Consider the following 18,373-nt stretch of genomic DNA (forward strand, 5'->3'; position numbering starts at 1 on the left):
TAAAAAAGAAAAATTAATGGAGATTTAAAAATTCTTTTATCTCTTCAACTTTGTCTGTTTTTTCCCATGAAAACTCTTCCCTTCCAAAATGTCCGTAAGCTGCTGTATTTTTATAAATCGGTTTAAGTAAATCAAGTGTTTCAATTATTCCTTTTGGGGTTAGATTAAATATTTTTCTAACTGCAACTTCAATTTTTTGTTCATTTACTTTTGCCGTGCCGTGTGAATCAATATAAATACTGACAGGTTCAACAACTCCTATGGCATAAGCAATCTGAACAGTTATTTTTTCGGCAGCCCCCGCAGCAACCAAATTTTTTGCTACATATCTTGCGGCATATGCCCCGCTTCTGTCAACCTTTGTTGGGTCTTTCCCGCTGAATGCCCCTCCGCCGTGAGGTGCCGCCCCCCCGTATGTATCAACGATAATTTTTCTACCGGTAAGTCCCGCATCCCCCTGAGGGCCTCCTATTACAAATTTGCCGGTCGGATTTATGAAATACTCAACATTTTTGCTTAGTATACTTGCAGGAATTACTTTTTTTATAACTTCTTCAATAACAGCTTCTTTTATTTCAGAATAGTTAACGTCTGGTTCGTGTTGGGTGGATACAACGACTTTTTCAACACTTACGGGTTTTCCGTTTACATATTTTACACTAACCTGAGCTTTTCCGTCCGGTCTCAGCCATGGAACTATTGCTTCTTTTCTTGCAATCGCCAGTCTTTTTGTAAGTTTATGGGCAAGCATTATGGGAAGAGGCATAAGTTCAGGGGTTTCGCTGCATGCATATCCGAACATCATGCCCTGATCGCCCGCTCCTATTTCTTCTCCTTTTTCAACCCCTTGACGAATATCCGGACTTTGCTCTCCAACTCCATTTAATACCCCAGCAGTTCTGTAATCGAATCCGAATCTTGCATCTGTATATCCGATTTCCCTTACCACCTCTCTTGCAATTTCCTGCATAGGGGCGTAAGTTGTAGTTTTAAGCTCTCCCGCAATAATACAAAATCCATTGCTAAGAAGTGTTTCACAGGCAACTTTTGCATTTTTGTCTCTTTCAATTATATAATCAAGTATTGCATCACTGATTTGGTCAGCCATTTTATCAGGATGGCCCTCAGTTACACTTTCGCTGCTAAATAAATATTCTCTCATAAATTCTCCTTATTTCATTTTCCATTTTCCATTTTCCATTTTACATTTTTCATTAAGTTGCATACTCCTATTTTGAAAGTGCTTAAAAAAGCATTTTCAAAAGACAAGAATATGCAATTGTAATTATACAATTGAAAATGTAAAATGTAAAATGAAATTAATATTATTTATTCAAACACTCTTTTGAAGCTTTAGCAATGAATTTTAATACATCATTATCTGTTTTATGCCAGATAAAATAATTATACGGATAAGCTGATTTTATTTTTTCAAAAACACATCTGCAGTATTTATATTTATTAGGTAAAGAAGAGTTTTGCATACATGAATGAATAAATTTAAACTGATAATCAAACGGATAATTATAAGAAAAAAGAAAAAGAGGTAAAAAAACGAGCAGTTTTTTCATTAAAGAGTTTTTCTGACCTCTAATGTTGCGTCAACCATATTTTTTAGACTCGGTTTTACTTCTTCCCATTTTCTTGTTTTGAGTCCGCAGTCCGGATTAATCCATACTTTCTCAGCCGGCAATACTTCTAAAATCGCTTTAATTTGATTGACTATTTCAACTTTACTTGGAACTCTTGGAGAATGAATATCATAAACTCCCGGACCGATTTCGCCTTTATATCCTCTTTCTTTAAAGATTTTGAGTAATGAATTGTCACTTCTTGCATTTTCGATAGAAATAACATCCGCATCCATATCTTCAATGGCATCCATAATATCACTGAATTCTGAATAACACATATGGGTATGGATTTGAGTCTCTGGTTTTACGCTTGAGGTTGTTATTCTAAATGCAGTAATTGCCCAATCTTCATATTCTTTTCTTTTACTGTTTCTTAAAGGATAACCTTCCCTCAGAGCCGCTTCGTCAACCTGAATTACTTTAATCCCGGCAGCTTCAAGGTCTTCCACTTCGTCTCTTATTGCGATGGCCATTTGGTATGCTGTGTCTCTTTTTGGCTGGTCGTCTCTTACAAAAGACCAGTTTAGCATCGTAACAGGGCCTGTTAGCATTCCTTTCATCGGTTTATTAGTTAAATTTTGGGCATATGTAATCCATTCAACCGTCATATCTTTAGGTCTAGAAACATCTCCGTAAATCAAAGGAGGTTTTACGCATCTGCTTCCGTAACTCTGAACCCAACCGTTGCTGGAAAATGCAACGCCTTTTAACTGCTCGCCGAAATATTCAACCATGTCGTTTCTTTCAAATTCACCGTGTACCAATACGTCAAGTCCTATTTCTTCTTGAAATTTAACCAAATCTTTAATCATATCTTTAATTTTTGTTTTATACTCTTCTTCATTGATTGCGCCGTTTTTATAATCACGTCTTAGTTTTCTAAGTTCAGGTGTTTGAGGAAAACTGCCTATTGTTGTGGTAGGTAAAACAGGATATTTTAAATTTTCATGTTGAAGTTTGATTCTTTCAACAAACGGTACATTTCTGTGTTTATCTTTTTCACCTAAGTTTGAAACTCTGTCCTGAACGATTGTATCGTGAATTTTAGAAGAGGTTTTTCTTGTTGCAATTGCGATTTTATTGCTTTCAAGCACTTCTTTTTCGTATTCGCTTAAAGTTTCGTTTCTAAAAAGTTTATCAATTACTCTTATTTCATCAAGTTTTTCAAGAGCGTAGCTTATCCAGGATTTGATATCTTCATCCATTTTTGTTTCATATTTTAATGTATATGGGACATGAAGTAAAGAGCAGCTGCTTCCTATGTGGATTTTGTCTTGTTCTACAGCTTCGGTAAGCCCTTTTACAAATGCGGCGGATTTTTCAATATCGTTAACCCATACATTTCTTCCGTTGACTATTCCAATCCCCACTTCTTTACCGGCATCAACTAATGCTTTAATTGAATTTTCGCTTCCTAAAACAAAATCTAAAAACATTCCTTTTACAGGTGTTGAGGCGAGAATTTCATTTGCTTCGTTTGAATGCTCGAAATATGTGGCAACGTAAATATTTGCAGTGTTTCCAAGTTCGTCATAAACTTTTTTTAATATTTTTAAATCTTCTTCATCCGGATTTGTTACGAAATACGGTTCGTCCATCTGGATAGTATAATTTTTAAATTTATTTAAAATCTCTTTATATACAGGAAGTAGTTTTTCAATTATATTTTTTTCATTGCCTTCGATTTTGCTTAGTTTTACGTAAGTAACAGGCCCTATTAAATTTATTTTTGGAGTAATTCCGACTTCTTTTGCCAATGCAATTTCATTTTCTATTTTTGTTGTATCAGCTCTGAAATCCATGTTTTCATCAAGTTCTGGCACAATATAATGATAGTTTGTATTAAACCATTTGGTCATTTCCATTGCTTTATGGTTTTTATCACCTCTTGCCATTGCAAAGTATCTGTCCATACAGTTTTCTATATCCTGATATCTTTCAGGAACAGCATTAAGCATTACCGTGGTATCAAGCATATTGTCATAAAAACTGAAATCATTGACACTTATCATATCTATACCGGCATTTTTTTGATAAATTAAATGTCTTTTTATTAAATCAGCAGCTGTTTGTTTTAATTCACCCTGAGAAATTTTACCTCCCCAATAACTTTCCAACGCTCTTTTAAGCTCCCTTTGTTCCCCAATTCTCGGGAATCCAATAACATAAGTCGCCATATTTTTCCTTTTTTTAGCGAAATTATAACAAATTTATAAATTTACCTGCCTGCGATTTTTATATTTTTTGTTTTTTTATAACAGTTATTCCACTTCTTTAAAAGAATTGTTTAGTATTTTATATAATTTTGTTTTGTAATTTATCTGATGGTTGAATATATAAATATAAAAATCATTCATATAAAATAAATCTTCACTGTTTTGCATATTATAAATTTTATTTACTAAAATATCGGCGGCATAATTTAGCCAGTTGTATCTGATATCCGAATTTAAAAGAAGGGCGTAATCGTTTATCATTAAAGGCGGACGGATAATGGAATTTGCAATTATCAGTTTATCTATGTCATTTGGCTGGGTTAAAAATATAATGGATGGGGAATAACATAACTGGGGCGAAAAAACTAAAAACGGCTCAATTTCTTTTGAAGTTATGTTTGAAAGCACTTCCGCACTTTTTGACACATCGGTATTTAAAATTATAAAAGAATTGTTTAAATCGGCATAATTTATATCAGGAAAATTATAATTTCTGACAAAAAACGGATTTGTTTTTTCATATGCAAGCAATTGATTTGATATTTGGGTATTTTGTGAAATTGTAAAAAGTCTGTCATTGATAAATGCGGTAAATTTTTGTATTTGATTTTTGAAATTTATTCCTCCGAAATATATATTTTTAAATGTTTCATTAAAATCGTTTTTATTAAAAGTTGGTACAAAAAAAGTTTTATTATAATCCCCCAGAGTCAAAATTTTTGAGCGGTTGGTTTCTATGTCTATTACATAATGCTGAGGTAAATTTGAAATATTTACATCATTGTTATAAAGTGTTATATTAAAATCCACCCCTTTTTGGATAAGATAAGCGTTTATGGCGTTTAAAACAGAAGGAAGAAACTTAAAAAATTTCTGTTTGTTTATAATAATTGCAAAATCGGCTTTTGAATTTTGAGGATAAAATTTTTCATTAAAATTTTCTTCAGTTGTTTGAGTGGAATTAATTTCTGAAGAAGTGGTATTGTTTTCAGTACTGTTTATATCCATGAAAGAATTTTGAAATATTGTTTCCTGAGAAAAAAGCAATACGGCAAAAAAGATAATTATTCTTTTCATAACATACTCTTTATTAAAAGAAAATCAGAATAAGCTTCTTTTTTTGCCGAAGGGTTTCTGAGTAAATAACTCGGATGGAATGTCGGTATCACTTTTTTCTCCTTATATTCGAATATCTGCCCCCTGACTCTGCTTATAGGCAAATCTATATCCATTAAATACATAAAAGCCGTTTTTCCGAGGCATACCAGTATTTTTGGATTTATTATATCAATTTGTTTGAGAAGATACGGTTTACAGGTCTGGGCTTCTTCTATACTCGGGACCCTGTTGCTTGGCGGTCGGCATTTTACAATATTTCCTATGTATACATCTTCCCTTGTCATATCCAAAACGTTTAAAATTATTTTTGTAAGCAGTTTTCCCGCTCTTCCCACAAAAGGCCTTCCTGTTTTATCCTCTTCCGCTCCGGGTCCTTCACCTATAAACATAAGCTTTGCTTTGAGGTTCCCTTCTCCAAACACTACATTTGTTCTTGTTTTTGATAAATCGCAAAGGGTGCAGTTTAAACATGTTTTTTTAAGCTCTTCCAATTCGTCCGGCATGGGGAGTTTGTTTTCTTTTGAACTGAAACCCTCGAAATATTGCTCTCCGGATTCTTTTAATTTATAGAGATATTTTAATTTAATAAGGTTTTTCAACTTTTTCCTTTTGAATGTTAATATTACCGTTAATTTTATATGTAGGATATGTTATTTTTATGTCTTTTTCTTTTAAAAGGGCATCCAATATTTCACCAGAAATCTGGCTTCTGTAAATAAGAGGGGAAGTTGAAATAACTAAATACCAGGCGCTGATTCTAATTCCGTTTTCTTCTATTAATGTCAATACACGCGGTTCTAAATTGTATGATTTAAAATTATATTCAATTTTAAGCCTCTGCATTCTGGTTTTTGTGGCGGCGGATTGTCTTTTTGTCTGGTTAGTTAAAATGTTTTTAATAATATCCACGGCTTTTTTATAATTTGAATCAAACGTAAGCGTTATATCTATTCCGTCCCATACAGTTGCCAGTCTTTTATGTGTATAATTAAAAATGGGGTTGTTAAAAACAACATTGTTGGGAATAAACACTATTCTTCCGGCCCGTCTGTTTTTGTGGTATGTTGTATATGTTACATCTTCGTAAATTACTATTCTTGTAAGGGTTATATCGATAACGTCTCCGACTATTTGAACATTTCCGTTTTGAAGATACATTTTAATTCTGTCCCCGACTTTAATATTTCCGTTAATCATAATAACAAACCAGCCGAAAATATTCATAAACCAGTCTTTCATGGCAATTGCAATACCGGCTGAAATAAATCCCAAAATGGTTATAATATATGTTGCATTATTAATATAAAAAAGAAGGGAAGTTAAAACAATAATAAATATTGTGAGAATATTGATAATTTTATTTGATATATATAAATTTTCTTCTTTAATGTATTTTTTAAGTATAAATTTTAAAATAAACGAAAAAATAATTAAAAATATAATTATTGCAATTAAAACGGCCAATTTATTTAGCTGGTTTTTAATCTCTTTTTTAATTTTTTCTTGCTGGTTTAGAATAAATGTTTTTAATGTTTCAAGCTTTTTTTTATAAATGGTATTAATTAATTCAAAATCATTTATCATATTTTCTAATTGGTTATCTTTAATTTTTACTTCTTTTTTTAATTTATATAATTTTTTTAAATTGTTTAATGTTTCTTTAAACTGCTGATATGTCTGAATGTTCTGCAAAAGAACATTTTTTATCTGCTTTTCATAATTAATTGCGGAAAATATTTCAAACGGGTTTTCTATCTGTGGTGCTTTTGGAATATTTTTTAATTTAATCAATGTGTTGAAAATATTTTCGTTTTCTTTTAACAAATCAAGCTGTGTCTGTATAGTCAAAAGCTTTTTTTTATATCTGGGATTTTTTTTAGAGAGATATTTTAATTTATTGTATGTATTGAGTAATTTTTGGTAATCTATATAGTTTTTATATGTTAAGTAAAAAGAATTTTTTGACAGTTCGGTATTTAATTTTAATATTTTTTCTTTAGTCATATTAAGTTCAGTTAAATTATTATCGTTTGCATATAAAAAAATAAAAGAAATTATTAAAAAAAATATTTTCACTTAAATTTCCTTAAAATATTTAAAACAGTTTCTTTATCTATATTTTCAATTATTTTATATTTTCCGATAAGCTCCGGAATTATAAATTTAATTTTATTGTTCATAGTTTTTTTATCTGCAAAAAAATGCTCATAAAATTCTTCTTCGTCTTTTATTTTAAAACTTGTAGGTAAATCATATTTTTTCAGTAAGTTTTTAATTCTTTCATTTTCCTCAGTTGTTAAATATCCAAGTTCAATTGATAATTCATTTGCCATAATCATGCCTATTGCCACAGCTTCCCCGTGGAGGTATGTTTTGTAATTTGTCAGGTTTTCTATTACGTGTCCGAATGTATGGCCGTAATTGAGTACGCTTCTTATTCCTTTTTCTTTTTCATCTTCGTTTACGACATCTGCTTTTATTTCTACGCTTCTTTTTATAATTTCTTCAATACTTAATTTATCATTTTCTAAATTTTTAAAAAATTCCTTATCAAACATTACGGCCATTTTAATAACCTCAGCCATTCCTGCCGCAAATTCCCTTTTTGGTAAAGTAGTTAAAAAATGGGTATCTATATAAACAGCTTCAGGCTGATAAAAACTTCCTATTAAGTTTTTTCCAAATTTAGTGTTTATTCCTGTTTTTCCTCCTACAGAACTGTCAACCATAGCAAGGAGTGTAGTTGGAATTTGAATAAATTTAATGCCTCTAAGAAATATTGAAGCCGCAAATCCGCTCATATCTCCTATTACTCCTCCCCCAAATGCTATAATTACAGAGTTTCTGTCATATTTTGCATCAAACAATCTCTCAAGTGCGTATTCAATGCTCTCAAAATTTTTATACTCTTCACCGTCCGGGAGTGTAATTATTTTAAGCTCATCTGTTTTTAAATGATTTAACAGATAATTTAAATGATATCCGGCAACTGTAGGGTTTGTGATTACGGCCGTTTTTTCATTTAGCGTTAATTGTGGAAGTTTTTTAATTGTTATGTCGTATGTTTTGTTTGGTGTTTTTATATTTACTTTCATTTTTCTCCTTATTTTACCGGGATTAAAAACTGGGAAAATTTATCAAGCATTATATATGCATTGTATATTTTCGGATTGAAAATTTGGAAAATTTTTAAAACCGGCGGTGAAATAAACGGTTCAATTATACAGATGTTTTCTTTTGTTTTTAATTTTATTATCGGATTTTTTTGTGTTTTGGTAAATGTAATTTTTTTAAAATTATAAACTTTTGCAAATTTTTCCAGATATTCTTTTAATTCTTTCAGGTCTTTTTCTTCTATAAAAGGTTCTAAAAAATTTATACCCAAATTTAATTGAAAAGACAAATCAAAAATACTCGGTGCAATCCGATCAAGCATTTTATCCTGTAAAAGGATTACAAATTCTTTACATTTTTTAATTGACTCGTTCCCCTGTTTAAAAACAGGGATTTTAATGTCGAAAAAAGTTTTTTTATATTTATAAAAATATCCGTTATTGGTAATTACCAGTCCTATATTATATATATTTGTATCATTTTTTAATGTTTTTTCATAATCCGATGAAAAATAATCTGTGTATATGTCTATGTTTTTGAATTTATAAAGTTTGTAAATTTTAAAATTTAATTTAGGATTGATAAGTTTAATAATTAATTTTTGATTTTTTAATTTTCTATGTAAAAACAGTGCTGATTTTAAAAGATTATAAAGAGTTTTTTTATCCGTTTGCATATCGATTAAAAGATAAATGTTTCTTCCGTAAGGAGCCGGGAAAGCTCCCAGGTTTTTTTTGCTTTCTATAAAGAAGGATTTTAATTTCTCAGGCTCTCCTATAAGTAAAAGTTTATCATTGGGAAGAATCAGTGTGTGTCTGCTGGGAATAATGAATTTGTTCTCTCTGTAAATTACGGCAATTTTTATGTTTTTCCATCTTTGGATAAAATTGGGGTTTTTATAAGCAAAAACAGAATGGGGAGGAATTTCCACTTCAAGTATTTCACCGATTCCAAGGCCTATATCCCTTGCGAAAAGGGGCACATCCGGAAGATGGTCTAAAATTTTGTTTGTAATTAATTCAATATTGTCTATTATCTCAATATTGTTTTGTAAAGGAATTTCAATATTTTCCCAAAATTTCGCAAATACGATTGAAGAGTAATTTTTTATTTTATTTATTACAAATTCAGCTGTTTTTTTGTTTTTTATATAAACAATTATTTTATTTATATCTTTAAAAAAAAGCGAGCGGTATAATTCGAATGCAAAAAAGGGTATTTTATAATAAAAAAAATTTTCTTTTTCAATTTTTGTTATTTCATCTTCTTTTTCATATATTATATAATACTCAGCTTCTTGAACATAAGAAGAGGCTATTTTTTCTATTAATATTTTGGATTCCTTTGCGCCGGCAAACAAAACTATTTTATTCAAATAAAACCTTTGATAAAATTTCAGTAATTATATCATATATAATTAGTGAGTAGTGAGTGGTAAAAAATAAAAAAGGAAAATTATGGAATTTAAAATTGATGCCATTGATTCAAATGCAAGAGCGGCTACAATAAAAACAGACCACAGTGAAATTAAAACACCTATATTTATGCCTGTGGGTACGGCGGCGGCCGTGAAAAGCCTTGATGCTGTTGATTTAATGAATATTTTGGATGCAAAAATAATTCTCGCTAATACATATCATTTGTATTTAAGGCCGGGTGATGAGACTGTTAAGAGTTTTGGAGGTCTTCACGGATTTAGCGGATATAACAGAAGTTTTCTGACAGACAGCGGTGGATTTCAGGCTTTTTCGCTGGGGGAGAATGTAAAATTTAGCGATGAGGGTATCTGGTTTAAAAGTCATATTGACGGAAGCAGCCATTTTTTTTCACCAGAAAAAGTTATTGATATAGAATATAATTTAAACAGCGACATTATGATGGTTTTGGATGATTTGATAGCTCTTCCGAATACAAAAGAGAGAATAAAAAAATCAATAGAAAGAACAACCCAGTGGGCCAAAAGAAGTCTGATTCATCATATTAGTAAAGGGGCAAAAAACAATCTTTTTGCCATTGTTCAGGGCGGAGTGGATTTTGAGTTTAGAAAAATTAGTGCCGAAAGCCTTGTGGAAACCGAAATTGAGGGAAGAAGTTTTGACGGATTTGCAATAGGGGGTTTAAGTGTCGGGGAAGAGAACCGGGTTATGTATGACACAATAGAATATACTGTGCCGTTTCTTCCCGAAAATAAACCAAGATATTTAATGGGGGTAGGAACCCCGGAAGATATAATAGAAGCAATTGAGAGAGGAGTTGATATGTTTGATTGCGTGATGCCAACCCGTAATGCAAGAAACGGTTATCTGTTTACCTCTTTTGGGATTTTAAGAATTAAAAATGCAAAATACAAACTAGATAGTAGGCCGATTGATGAAAAATGCAACTGTTATACCTGCAGAAATTTTTCAAGGGGGTATTTAAATCATTTATTTAGGGCAAAAGAGCTTACCTATTTCAGACTTGCCACAATTCATAATCTGCATTATTATTTGAATTTAGTAAATAAAGCCAGAGAAGCTATCATAAATAAAAAATTTAAAGAATTTAAAAAAGAATTTTATTCTGCGAGAAATTAAATTTTTATGTCCTGAATTTTACAGGCAGTTCTTTAAATTCCAGATTTTTTCTGCTTTTTAAAATATTTCCGTTTTTATCGATTTCAAATGTGTAATCTACTTCAGCTCCCATTTCATCAGTTGAAGTTGCATTTAAAATAATGTTGTTATTTTTGATATAAATTGAAGTTGGATAGTCATCCATTCCTAAATCTATTCTTCTTGCCCAGACAATTTTTTTGTTTGATATATATACGATTAAAATGTCGTCATTTGTATAAGTGATACTCCCTAAAACCAGCATTCCTTTATTAAAAGGAATTATAAATTTTGCATTTTCTTTTTTTACAGATGCTATTTTTGAATATAATAAAGCGTTTTTATAGATATAAATATCTGATTGGGTTTTATTGTTATAAACATTAATAGCTGTATAAACGTCGTTTTTATCTATAAAAAAATCAGCGGGGGCGGCATATTTTTTCCCTATATAAACAGTGCTTATCAATTTAAATGTTTTTAAGGAAAAAGTTAAAATTACAGGCATTTCTTTGATGTTGTCATATCCTAAGATATAAAAATGATTGTTTTTAATTAGATATTTTTTAGGGTCAATTAATAAATTAATAATTTTTTTAGTAATTAAATTGTAATTTTTGTCTAATTTATTTATACTGATTCCGTTTGGCTGCGTTTTAGAAAAATAATAATAATCTTTATAAAAAATTAGGCTGTTTTCTGTTACTCCGTATTTTTTCAATAATTTTATATCTGTTTTCGGATTTGCTTTTTGCAACGGAATTTGATTTTGGGTACACCCTGCAAAAAACAGCATTATAATAATAAAAATTTTCAAAAAATTTTTCATTTTTAATTTTTCATTTTTAATTTTATTCATAATATGTCACCGAGCTTTTACCGAATTTTTTTGTTTTTATTTTTTTATAATTTCCAAGAGTCTCCGGGAAATCGTAATTGCTTTGATGCTCTATTATAATTTTTTCAACATTGATTTTCGGAAGCTGTTTTATTAAAGTCTGGACTTTATCGTAAATATCTTCAAAACCTTCCCTTATAGCAAACGGCGGGTCGAAATAGAAAAACGCTTTTTGTTTGTTTCTTTTAAGCTCTTCTATAACATCCCATATAGTTTCAAAGCTGTCTCCCAAAATAATCGAGCATTTTGATGCGTCTTCAACTTTTAGGGAATCAATGTTTCTTTTTAAAACTTTGGCGGCTTCGGGGTCTTTTTCCAAAAAATAAGCTTTGTTTGCGCCTCTGCTTACAGCTTCAAGTCCAATGCTTCCAACCCCGCTGAAAACTTCCACCCAGTTTGAATCGGGCACTTCCCACTGAAGGGTGTTAAAAACACTTTCTTTAAGTATGTTTTTAGTACTTCTTGTAGTTCCCTTGTTTCCCATAAAAAGTTTTTTTCCTCTGTATTTTCCGCCTATTATTTTTATATTACTCTTTTCCATAATGTTCCTTAATTGTTTTTATAAGTTCTTTTTTACAGTTTTCAAGAATTTTTTCTATTTTATCTTCTATTGTTTCTTCATTGTTTTTTATATTCAGAATTTTTTCCAACTGTAATAAAAGAGATGTTTTTGTAAAAGGCTTTTTTATTTCTTTTCCTATTGTTATCCCGTTTTTTTCGGGGTTGTCTGTTATTAAAATACCGCTGTTATCTATGTAATCTTTTAAAAAATATTCAAGCGTATATTGTAAAAGAGGAGAATCACATTCGACTTTTACTTTCAATTAAAACCTTTTTTATAATTTTAACATAAAATTTTTTAAAAATTTGACGATATAATTACAGTTAATTTAAAGGGGTAAAAAATGGATGTTTTCTCTTCAGTTAAAAACAATATTCAAAAAACACAAAATTATGACAATATAAATAAAAATATAAATCAGAATAAAATTGAAATGCAAAAACTAAATCAGACAAATGATTATGAAAATAAAAAAACATTAACCCAAAAAGCCACTCAAACCGATAATAAAATGGATAAAGAGCATTTAAAAAAAGAGCTGCAAAAATTGACAGAAGAGCTGAACAGGGCTATAAATCCTTTAAATACCTCTTTAAAATTTAAATTTAATGATAAAATTGATTTTTTAACGGTCGAAGTGGTTGATACCAAAAAAAACGATGTAATAAGAAAATTCCCGAGTGACGAAGCATTGAGACTTATGGAAAAAATGAAAGAAGTGGTGGGAATATTATTTGATAAAAAAGGATAAAAATGGGCAGTGATTTCGGAAGCTTAAGTTCCCTTGGAATAGGAAGCGGTGTTTTAACATCAAATGTAATCGATAAATTAAAAAATGCAGATAAGGAAATAATGGTTAAACCGATTGAAAGCAAACTTGAGCTGGCGAAAAAAAAGGAAAAGGCTTTAAGTGAATTTCAGGCAATCGGCGCTATTGTAAAAACTGATATGATAGACCTTGCAAGCGGCTCTGTTTTTGCAAAAGTAAATACGTCTGTGAGCGGAAGCAGTGTCAGCGTAAGCGCCAGTGACGGGGTTAAGCCCCAAACTTTTGATATAAATGTCAATAATTTGGCTCAAAACGACATATATGAATCAAACGGTTTTAGCGGAAGCGACGAAGTGATTAACACAAGCGGAAAAGACCAGGTTTTAAATATAGGCGTAGGAGGTGTTTCTTCCACCATAACCCTGAAAGCCGGCTCAACGCTTAATGATTTAAAAGACACCATCAATAATGCAAATATCGGAATTACCGCTTCTATTATAGATACGGGAATAGGCAATAATCCTTATAAACTTATTTTAAAAGCCAATGATACGGGGGCTGAGAATATTATTAAATTCAATTATTCAGGAATAGAAGATTTGGGCTTAAATGCCATAAATTATACATCCGCTTCGTTTAATTCAGATACAGACAGCATAAATAACAGCGGGACTGCCCAGACATTTAAAATTACCGTTAACGGGGATGAATATACAATGAATGTGGCTGACGGGGAGAGTGTTGGTGATTTTATAAATGCTTTGAATAACGGTAATCTTAAAGACAGTGACGGGAATTCTTTAGGAATAAATGCGACTTATGATAACGGGCAGATAAAATTTAAAATGGAGGCTGTCGGTGATATTTCCATAGACGATACGAATTTACTGAGCGATTTTAACAGTAATACTGCTTTTACAAATTCAAACAGGATACAAAAAGCCGGAGATGCCGATTTTATATATAATGGTGTGGAAATAAACAGAAGTTCCAATAAAATAGACGATTTAATCCCGGGGGTTACAATAAATCTTAGTTCTACCGGAAATTCAACGGTTAATATAACATCAAATATTGATGAAATTACAAAATCTATTCAAAAATTTGTAGCAGATTACAATAAAATGATTTCAAATCTTCAAAGTCTTACGGCATTTGATAAAGATACCGGTAACGTGGGGTTGTTTCAGGGCGAAAGCGAATTTACCTCTCTTGGGAGCAGTTTTTATTCCGATATTTTCGGTGTGGTTTTAAGCGATAAGGGTGAGGCAAGTGACAGAAACGGAAACAAATACACAACCGATATAACTTTTAGTGCCACTGATTTGGGATTTGATTACAACAGAACAGGCATGATAAGCTTTGATGCAGATAAATTTAAAGACGCCTATAATAAAAATCCTGATCTGGTTGAAAGATTTACCACTACCGCTTTTACAAACCTTAAAGTGGATTTTGATTCCAAAATCACCGGTGATAACAGCTCTTTGAATCTTTTAAGCCAGGAGCTTAAAACAGATGAAAAAAGTTACGAACAAAGAATGGATGCCATGAATCAGTTTCTTGAAACAAAATACGAAATAATGTCTAAACAGTTTGCCGCCTATGATGAGATGATAAATGAATTTAATGCAAAAAGCCAGAGTCTTACAATGATGATTCAACAGGCAATAAATGCAAAAAAATAAAGGATAAATAATGACATATAATAAAGCCCTTGAAAGCTATAATCAAATGAATGTTCAAATTGACAAGCCTGAAAAACTGGTTCTTATGCTTTATGAAGGAGCATTAAGATTTGTTAATTTTGCAAAAAAAGCCATAAAAGAGGGAGATATAGAGAAAAAAGTTAAATATATTATAAAAGTGTCAAATATATTTATAGAACTTATTAATTCTCTTGACTATGAAAACGGAGGAGATATCGCATATTATTTAAACGGGCTTTACGGATATCAGCTGGAGTTATTGGCAAAAGCAAATTTGGAAAATGACGAAAAATATCTTGAAGACGTAATAAGGGTGTTAAAAGGTTTAATTGAAGCCTGGAAAGAAGAAACTGGGATAAGTTAGGAAGGTGAGTTGTGAATTGTGAAAGTGGGAGTAGATGGAAAATTATTTGAATGAGCTGAAAATTGCTGTAATTAATGAAGATTTTGATAAATTAAAAAAATTAGTAAAAGAAGATATTACATTTTCTTCCATTGAAGAGGCTGAAGAGATTAATGCATATATTAAAAAAGCGGTAAAAATTCTGAAAAAAGAAAAAGAAAAACTTTCACATGAAATGCAAAAAATTAAAAAACTTCAAAAATTTAATATTCAAAAGAAAAACGATTTGTTTAATTTTAAAATTTGAAATTTCTTAGAGCTTTTATATCTTTTATAAAAAATGTTTTTTGACCTTTTTTTTCCATGATATTATTTTTTATAAGCATATTTAAAAACATCGATAATGTCTGTCTGGAAGTTCCCAAGAAAGTGGCGAATTCATCGATTGTACAGTTTAAATTTATTTTTAAACCTTTAGGTGTTTTTTCCCCAGCGGCTATTGCGGCGGATGTTAAAAATTCAATTGCCCTTTGGGAACAGGGTTTAAATGCCAAATCAAATATAAGCTCCCTTTCTATATTTATGTTTTTGGTTAAAGAATTTAATAATAAATTACAAAAATTAGGGTCTTTGAATAATTCATAATATTCATCTGCTTTTAAAAAATAAAATTCACTGTTTTCTTTTGCTTTTATTATATTGTTTTGATTACAGTAGGCCATATTGTTTTTGCATAGATAATATAGCGTTATTTCTTTTTCATTATTATAATATGTTACTTTGATTTTACCTTTTTTAATAATTAAAATACGTTCGCTATTTGGAAAACATATTTCATTTTTTTTAAGATATCTTTTGGGAATATTGTCAAAATAGTCTGATTTCAAAATTTTTTCTATATCTTTTGATTCTATCAATATTCTGCAATTTGGCATAAAATTCCTTTTTTGTCAGACTCCTGACATTTTTAAAATTCATTATGAATTATAATTCATTATGAAATAAAAATCAAATTAAGGAGAATAAAATGAAACTTGGAAGAATTTTAGGATTATCATTAATTGCAGCTTCTTTTATGTTTGCACACACTTTTAAACTTGCCGACACTATAAAAGGTGCAGGCCCTATGGTTAAAGAATTCAATGCTGAATGCCATTATTATGAAAAATATATAAATTACATTACGCCTGATGAGCTTAAAAAATGGATTGATGAAGACAAAGATTTTACAATTGTTGATGTAAGAAGCGTTGACGAAATGAAAGGCGGAGAAATAGACTGGCCGGATTATGACGAATATCCAAGAGGGGATGTTGCCATTTATGCAGCAATGGGCGGTTTGAAAAAAAATAATGTTTATGTTTTTGTATGTGCAACAGGCCACAGGGCGGTATTGGCCGGAGCGGAACTTGTTAAATGGTTTAATTTTCCTAAAAAGAACATTTATGTTTTAAGAGGCGGTATCAACGGATGGCTTAATTCAGGATATTCAGTTGTTAACAAAGTTACAGAGTTTGGAGGATTCAAAGGTTTGAAGAAAGCAGGAAAAGTAAAAGAACCTGTTATTTTAGACCAGTTTTAATTAATTCCCTTCTCCGGGAATTTTAAAAAAACTGCTGCCGCTTCCGCTGAAAAATCCAAAATCTTTATATTTGTTAAGTTCAGGGTAAATTGTAAGAGCCGGCATTAATAAATCATTAAGCTCAGCAGGGTGTTTTGATGATAATAATTTCTGTGTGGAAATTTTGTCAAAGTCGCTGTCTTTGGGATTGAAAAAATTTTCTTTATAGATTTTATAGACTTTTGGGGTTGAACATTCAACGGGAGGTGTAAAAACTTCTATGTCAAAACTTTTTTCTTCAACCGGTTCAACTGTTTCGCCCCTTCCGTAAACATTTGCCGTGTCCACATCATATAAAAAGAAAGCGACATCGCTTCCTATTTTTTTACCAATTTCAACCAGTTCTTTGGTGGAGAGGTTTAAATTAAAAGCTTTGTTTGCCAAAAGTAAAAATGCGGCCGCATCGCTGCTGCCTCCTCCTAGTCCCGCCATTTCTGGAATTTTTTTATGGATTCTGATCTCTTTTCCAATAAAAAATTTTTTAATCTCGGGATAGGTTTTTGTTAATTCAACATAGGCTTTGAATACACTGTTGTCTCTTAAAACGCAGTTTATATCCCCCACAATATTAAATTTATCAGCTTCAATTATTTCTATTTCATCATATAGATTTTTTACTCTCATAAATCTTGATTTTAATAAATGATAATATCCGTCAAATCCCACTATTTTTAAAAAAATATTTACTTTTGCATATGCTTTAATTTTCATTAATAACCTTTGAAAGATTTTTAATATCTTCTAATTTATTACCTGCCGCTTTTAAATTCTGCTCTTTCACCTCTTCAATCAGTTCGCTTCTTAATATAGTTTTATTTCTCGGAGCCTGGATTCCTATTTTAACCTGATTTTTATCTATTGAAACTATTACAATTTCAATATCGTCTCCTATTTTTATTCTTTCGTTTTCTTTTCTTGATATTACTAACATAATTCAATCCTGTTTAAGATATATTTTACTTCTTCGTTAATTTCAATAATAGCAAAATATTTATCATATGTCACAAAATAAATACCGTTTTTTTGAATTTTAAAATCATTTTTATTTAATTTTTTACCAAGTAACAAATTATTTATATCATTTAAATAAAAATTTTCTTCTACATTTAAATATTCAAGAGGATTTAATTTTTTTTCGCATTCATAAAAAAATTTACCCTCATTTACTCTTTCAAGATATGTTAAGCTTCCAACAGTTCCTAATTTTTCGGCAATATCATATCCTAACGTTCGGATATACGTCCCCTCACTTACACTTGCTTTAAACGTAATAAACGGATGTGAATAATTAATTAGCTCTATGTCAAAAATTTTTATTTGAATTTCTTTATCCAAAAATTCATCATTTTTCATTTTCCATTTTTCATTTTCCATTAGTTTATATGCCCTAATCCCGTTTATTTTTTTTGCTGAGTAACGGGGCGGAGACTGAAATTGCCTGCCTTTGAATGAATTTAAAACTTGTTTTATTTTCTCAATTTCTAATTTTTCAACATTTTCAATTTTTTCAATTTTTTCTATATCAAGGGAGGGGGAATAGGCTCCGAGCAATAACGAAGCAATATATGTTTTTGGAGTTTTTTTTAGGAATCTGAACAGTTTTGTATACTGACCCGTGGCAATAATAAGGCTGCCGCATGCAAACGGGTCAAGCGTTCCGGAAAATCCCATTTTTTTAATGCCGTATTTTCTTTTTAATTGATTTAAAAATTTGTTTGAACTTATGAAACTTGGTTTTTTAGCCACAAACAACAAATTATTGCACTCACTACTCACCATTTTCACTACTTACTA

At 30.5% G+C, this 18,373-nt stretch carries 21 protein-coding genes; 6 read left to right on the forward strand and 15 right to left on the reverse strand.

The features are described from left to right. Positions 1-13 precede the first annotated feature (13 nt). From metK to DZ67_RS0106340, 8 genes are all read right to left on the reverse strand, one after another. On the reverse strand, positions 14-1,162 hold the full coding sequence (gene metK / locus DZ67_RS0106305; protein ID WP_024787813.1) for a methionine adenosyltransferase: 1,149 nt from the start codon (positions 1,160-1,162) through the stop codon (positions 14-16). Between the two features lie 163 nt (positions 1,163-1,325). After that, positions 1,326-1,571: a hypothetical protein gene (locus tag DZ67_RS0106310; protein WP_024790908.1), complete on the reverse strand. Its 246-nt coding sequence runs from the start codon at positions 1,569-1,571 to the stop codon at positions 1,326-1,328. After that, positions 1,571-3,811 (reverse strand): 5-methyltetrahydropteroyltriglutamate--homocysteine S-methyltransferase, encoded by a 2,241-nt coding sequence (gene metE, locus DZ67_RS0106315; protein ID WP_024787815.1) that lies wholly within the window; start codon positions 3,809-3,811, stop codon positions 1,571-1,573. The genes DZ67_RS0106310 and metE overlap by 1 nt, the downstream gene beginning before the upstream one ends. An 84-nt stretch (positions 3,812-3,895) precedes the next feature. Next, a complete protein-coding gene (locus DZ67_RS0106320; protein ID WP_024787816.1) occupies positions 3,896-4,927 on the reverse strand; it encodes a hypothetical protein in 1,032 nt (343 codons plus the stop codon). Further along, positions 4,924-5,568 carry a uracil-DNA glycosylase gene (locus tag DZ67_RS0106325; RefSeq protein WP_024787817.1) on the reverse strand — a complete coding sequence of 215 codons (645 nt, stop codon included), beginning with the start codon at positions 5,566-5,568 and terminating at the stop codon, positions 4,924-4,926. Before DZ67_RS0106325 ends, DZ67_RS0106320 begins: the two co-directional genes overlap by 4 nt. Next, the gene (locus tag DZ67_RS0106330; protein WP_024787818.1) at positions 5,552-7,045 is read right to left on the reverse strand and encodes a mechanosensitive ion channel family protein; all 1,494 of its coding nucleotides are present in this window, start codon (positions 7,043-7,045) and stop codon (positions 5,552-5,554) included. Before DZ67_RS0106330 ends, DZ67_RS0106325 begins: the two co-directional genes overlap by 17 nt. Then, the gene (gene aroB / locus DZ67_RS0106335; protein WP_024787819.1) at positions 7,042-8,064 is read right to left on the reverse strand and encodes a 3-dehydroquinate synthase; all 1,023 of its coding nucleotides are present in this window, start codon (positions 8,062-8,064) and stop codon (positions 7,042-7,044) included. The genes DZ67_RS0106330 and aroB overlap by 4 nt, the downstream gene beginning before the upstream one ends. Positions 8,065-8,072: 8 nt before the next feature. Next, positions 8,073-9,458, reverse strand: coding sequence for a TrkA C-terminal domain-containing protein (locus DZ67_RS0106340; protein WP_024790909.1), 1,386 nt, complete (start codon positions 9,456-9,458; stop codon positions 8,073-8,075). 82 nt (positions 9,459-9,540) lie between these two features. Between DZ67_RS0106340 and tgt the strand changes: the two genes are divergently transcribed. After that, a complete protein-coding gene (tgt, locus tag DZ67_RS0106345) occupies positions 9,541-10,659 on the forward strand; it encodes a tRNA guanosine(34) transglycosylase Tgt (protein ID WP_024787821.1) in 1,119 nt (372 codons plus the stop codon). A 4-nt stretch (positions 10,660-10,663) separates the two neighbouring features. Here the strand turns inward: tgt and DZ67_RS0106350 are convergent, their stop codons facing one another. The 3 genes from DZ67_RS0106350 to DZ67_RS0106360 are packed head-to-tail and all read right to left on the reverse strand — an operon-like array spanning position 10,664 to position 12,399. Continuing rightward, positions 10,664-11,536, reverse strand: a complete 873-nt coding sequence (locus DZ67_RS0106350; RefSeq protein WP_024790910.1) for a hypothetical protein — start codon at positions 11,534-11,536, stop codon at positions 10,664-10,666. After that, complete coding sequence (rsmD, locus tag DZ67_RS0106355; RefSeq protein ID WP_024787823.1) at positions 11,529-12,116, reverse strand: 16S rRNA (guanine(966)-N(2))-methyltransferase RsmD; 588 nt, start codon at positions 12,114-12,116, stop codon at positions 11,529-11,531. The genes DZ67_RS0106350 and rsmD overlap by 8 nt, the downstream gene beginning before the upstream one ends. Next, the gene (locus DZ67_RS0106360; RefSeq protein ID WP_024787824.1) at positions 12,103-12,399 is read right to left on the reverse strand and encodes a hypothetical protein; all 297 of its coding nucleotides are present in this window, start codon (positions 12,397-12,399) and stop codon (positions 12,103-12,105) included. The genes rsmD and DZ67_RS0106360 overlap by 14 nt, the downstream gene beginning before the upstream one ends. 81 nt (positions 12,400-12,480) lie before the next feature. Between DZ67_RS0106360 and DZ67_RS0106365 the strand changes: the two genes are divergently transcribed. The 4 genes from DZ67_RS0106365 to DZ67_RS0106380 are packed head-to-tail and all read left to right on the forward strand — an operon-like array spanning position 12,481 to position 15,265. After that, a complete protein-coding gene (locus DZ67_RS0106365; RefSeq protein ID WP_024790911.1) occupies positions 12,481-12,888 on the forward strand; it encodes a flagellar protein FlaG in 408 nt (135 codons plus the stop codon). 2 nt (positions 12,889-12,890) lie between these two features. Then, positions 12,891-14,594, forward strand: a complete 1,704-nt coding sequence (gene fliD, locus DZ67_RS0106370; protein WP_024787826.1) for a flagellar filament capping protein FliD — start codon at positions 12,891-12,893, stop codon at positions 14,592-14,594. A gap of 10 nt (positions 14,595-14,604) precedes the next feature. After that, positions 14,605-14,979 carry a flagellar export chaperone FliS gene (gene fliS / locus DZ67_RS0106375; protein ID WP_024787827.1) on the forward strand — a complete coding sequence of 125 codons (375 nt, stop codon included), beginning with the start codon at positions 14,605-14,607 and terminating at the stop codon, positions 14,977-14,979. Positions 14,980-15,013: 34 nt separating this feature from the next. After that, positions 15,014-15,265: a hypothetical protein gene (locus DZ67_RS0106380; RefSeq protein WP_024787828.1), complete on the forward strand. Its 252-nt coding sequence runs from the start codon at positions 15,014-15,016 to the stop codon at positions 15,263-15,265. Here the strand turns inward: DZ67_RS0106380 and DZ67_RS10280 are convergent. Further along, positions 15,255-15,893, reverse strand: a complete 639-nt coding sequence (locus DZ67_RS10280; protein ID WP_024790912.1) for a Crp/Fnr family transcriptional regulator — start codon at positions 15,891-15,893, stop codon at positions 15,255-15,257. The genes DZ67_RS0106380 and DZ67_RS10280 overlap by 11 nt on opposite strands. A 92-nt stretch (positions 15,894-15,985) precedes the next feature. Here DZ67_RS10280 and DZ67_RS0106390 point away from each other — a divergent pair, with 92 nt between their 5' ends. Next, positions 15,986-16,540: a rhodanese-like domain-containing protein gene (locus tag DZ67_RS0106390; protein ID WP_024787831.1), complete on the forward strand. Its 555-nt coding sequence runs from the start codon at positions 15,986-15,988 to the stop codon at positions 16,538-16,540. On the opposite strand, the gene DZ67_RS0106395 is transcribed toward DZ67_RS0106390, so the two are convergent. From DZ67_RS0106395 to truB, 3 genes are read right to left on the reverse strand one after another with little or no spacing between them, the layout of a single operon-like run. Continuing rightward, positions 16,541-17,290, reverse strand: a complete 750-nt coding sequence (locus DZ67_RS0106395; RefSeq protein ID WP_024787832.1) for a 4-(cytidine 5'-diphospho)-2-C-methyl-D-erythritol kinase — start codon at positions 17,288-17,290, stop codon at positions 16,541-16,543. Beyond that, positions 17,280-17,510, reverse strand: coding sequence for a carbon storage regulator CsrA (gene csrA / locus DZ67_RS0106400; RefSeq protein ID WP_024787833.1), 231 nt, complete (start codon positions 17,508-17,510; stop codon positions 17,280-17,282). Before csrA ends, DZ67_RS0106395 begins: the two co-directional genes overlap by 11 nt. Beyond that, entirely contained in the window at positions 17,504-18,358 is an 855-nt protein-coding gene (gene truB / locus DZ67_RS0106405; protein WP_024787834.1) for a tRNA pseudouridine(55) synthase TruB, read from the reverse strand. The genes csrA and truB overlap by 7 nt, the downstream gene beginning before the upstream one ends. Positions 18,359-18,373: the final 15 nt, after the last annotated feature.

It is taken from the genome of Lebetimonas sp. JS138, from assembly GCF_000523335.1.
In the GTDB taxonomy this organism is placed as follows: Bacteria; Campylobacterota; Campylobacteria; order Campylobacterales; family Nautiliaceae; genus Lebetimonas.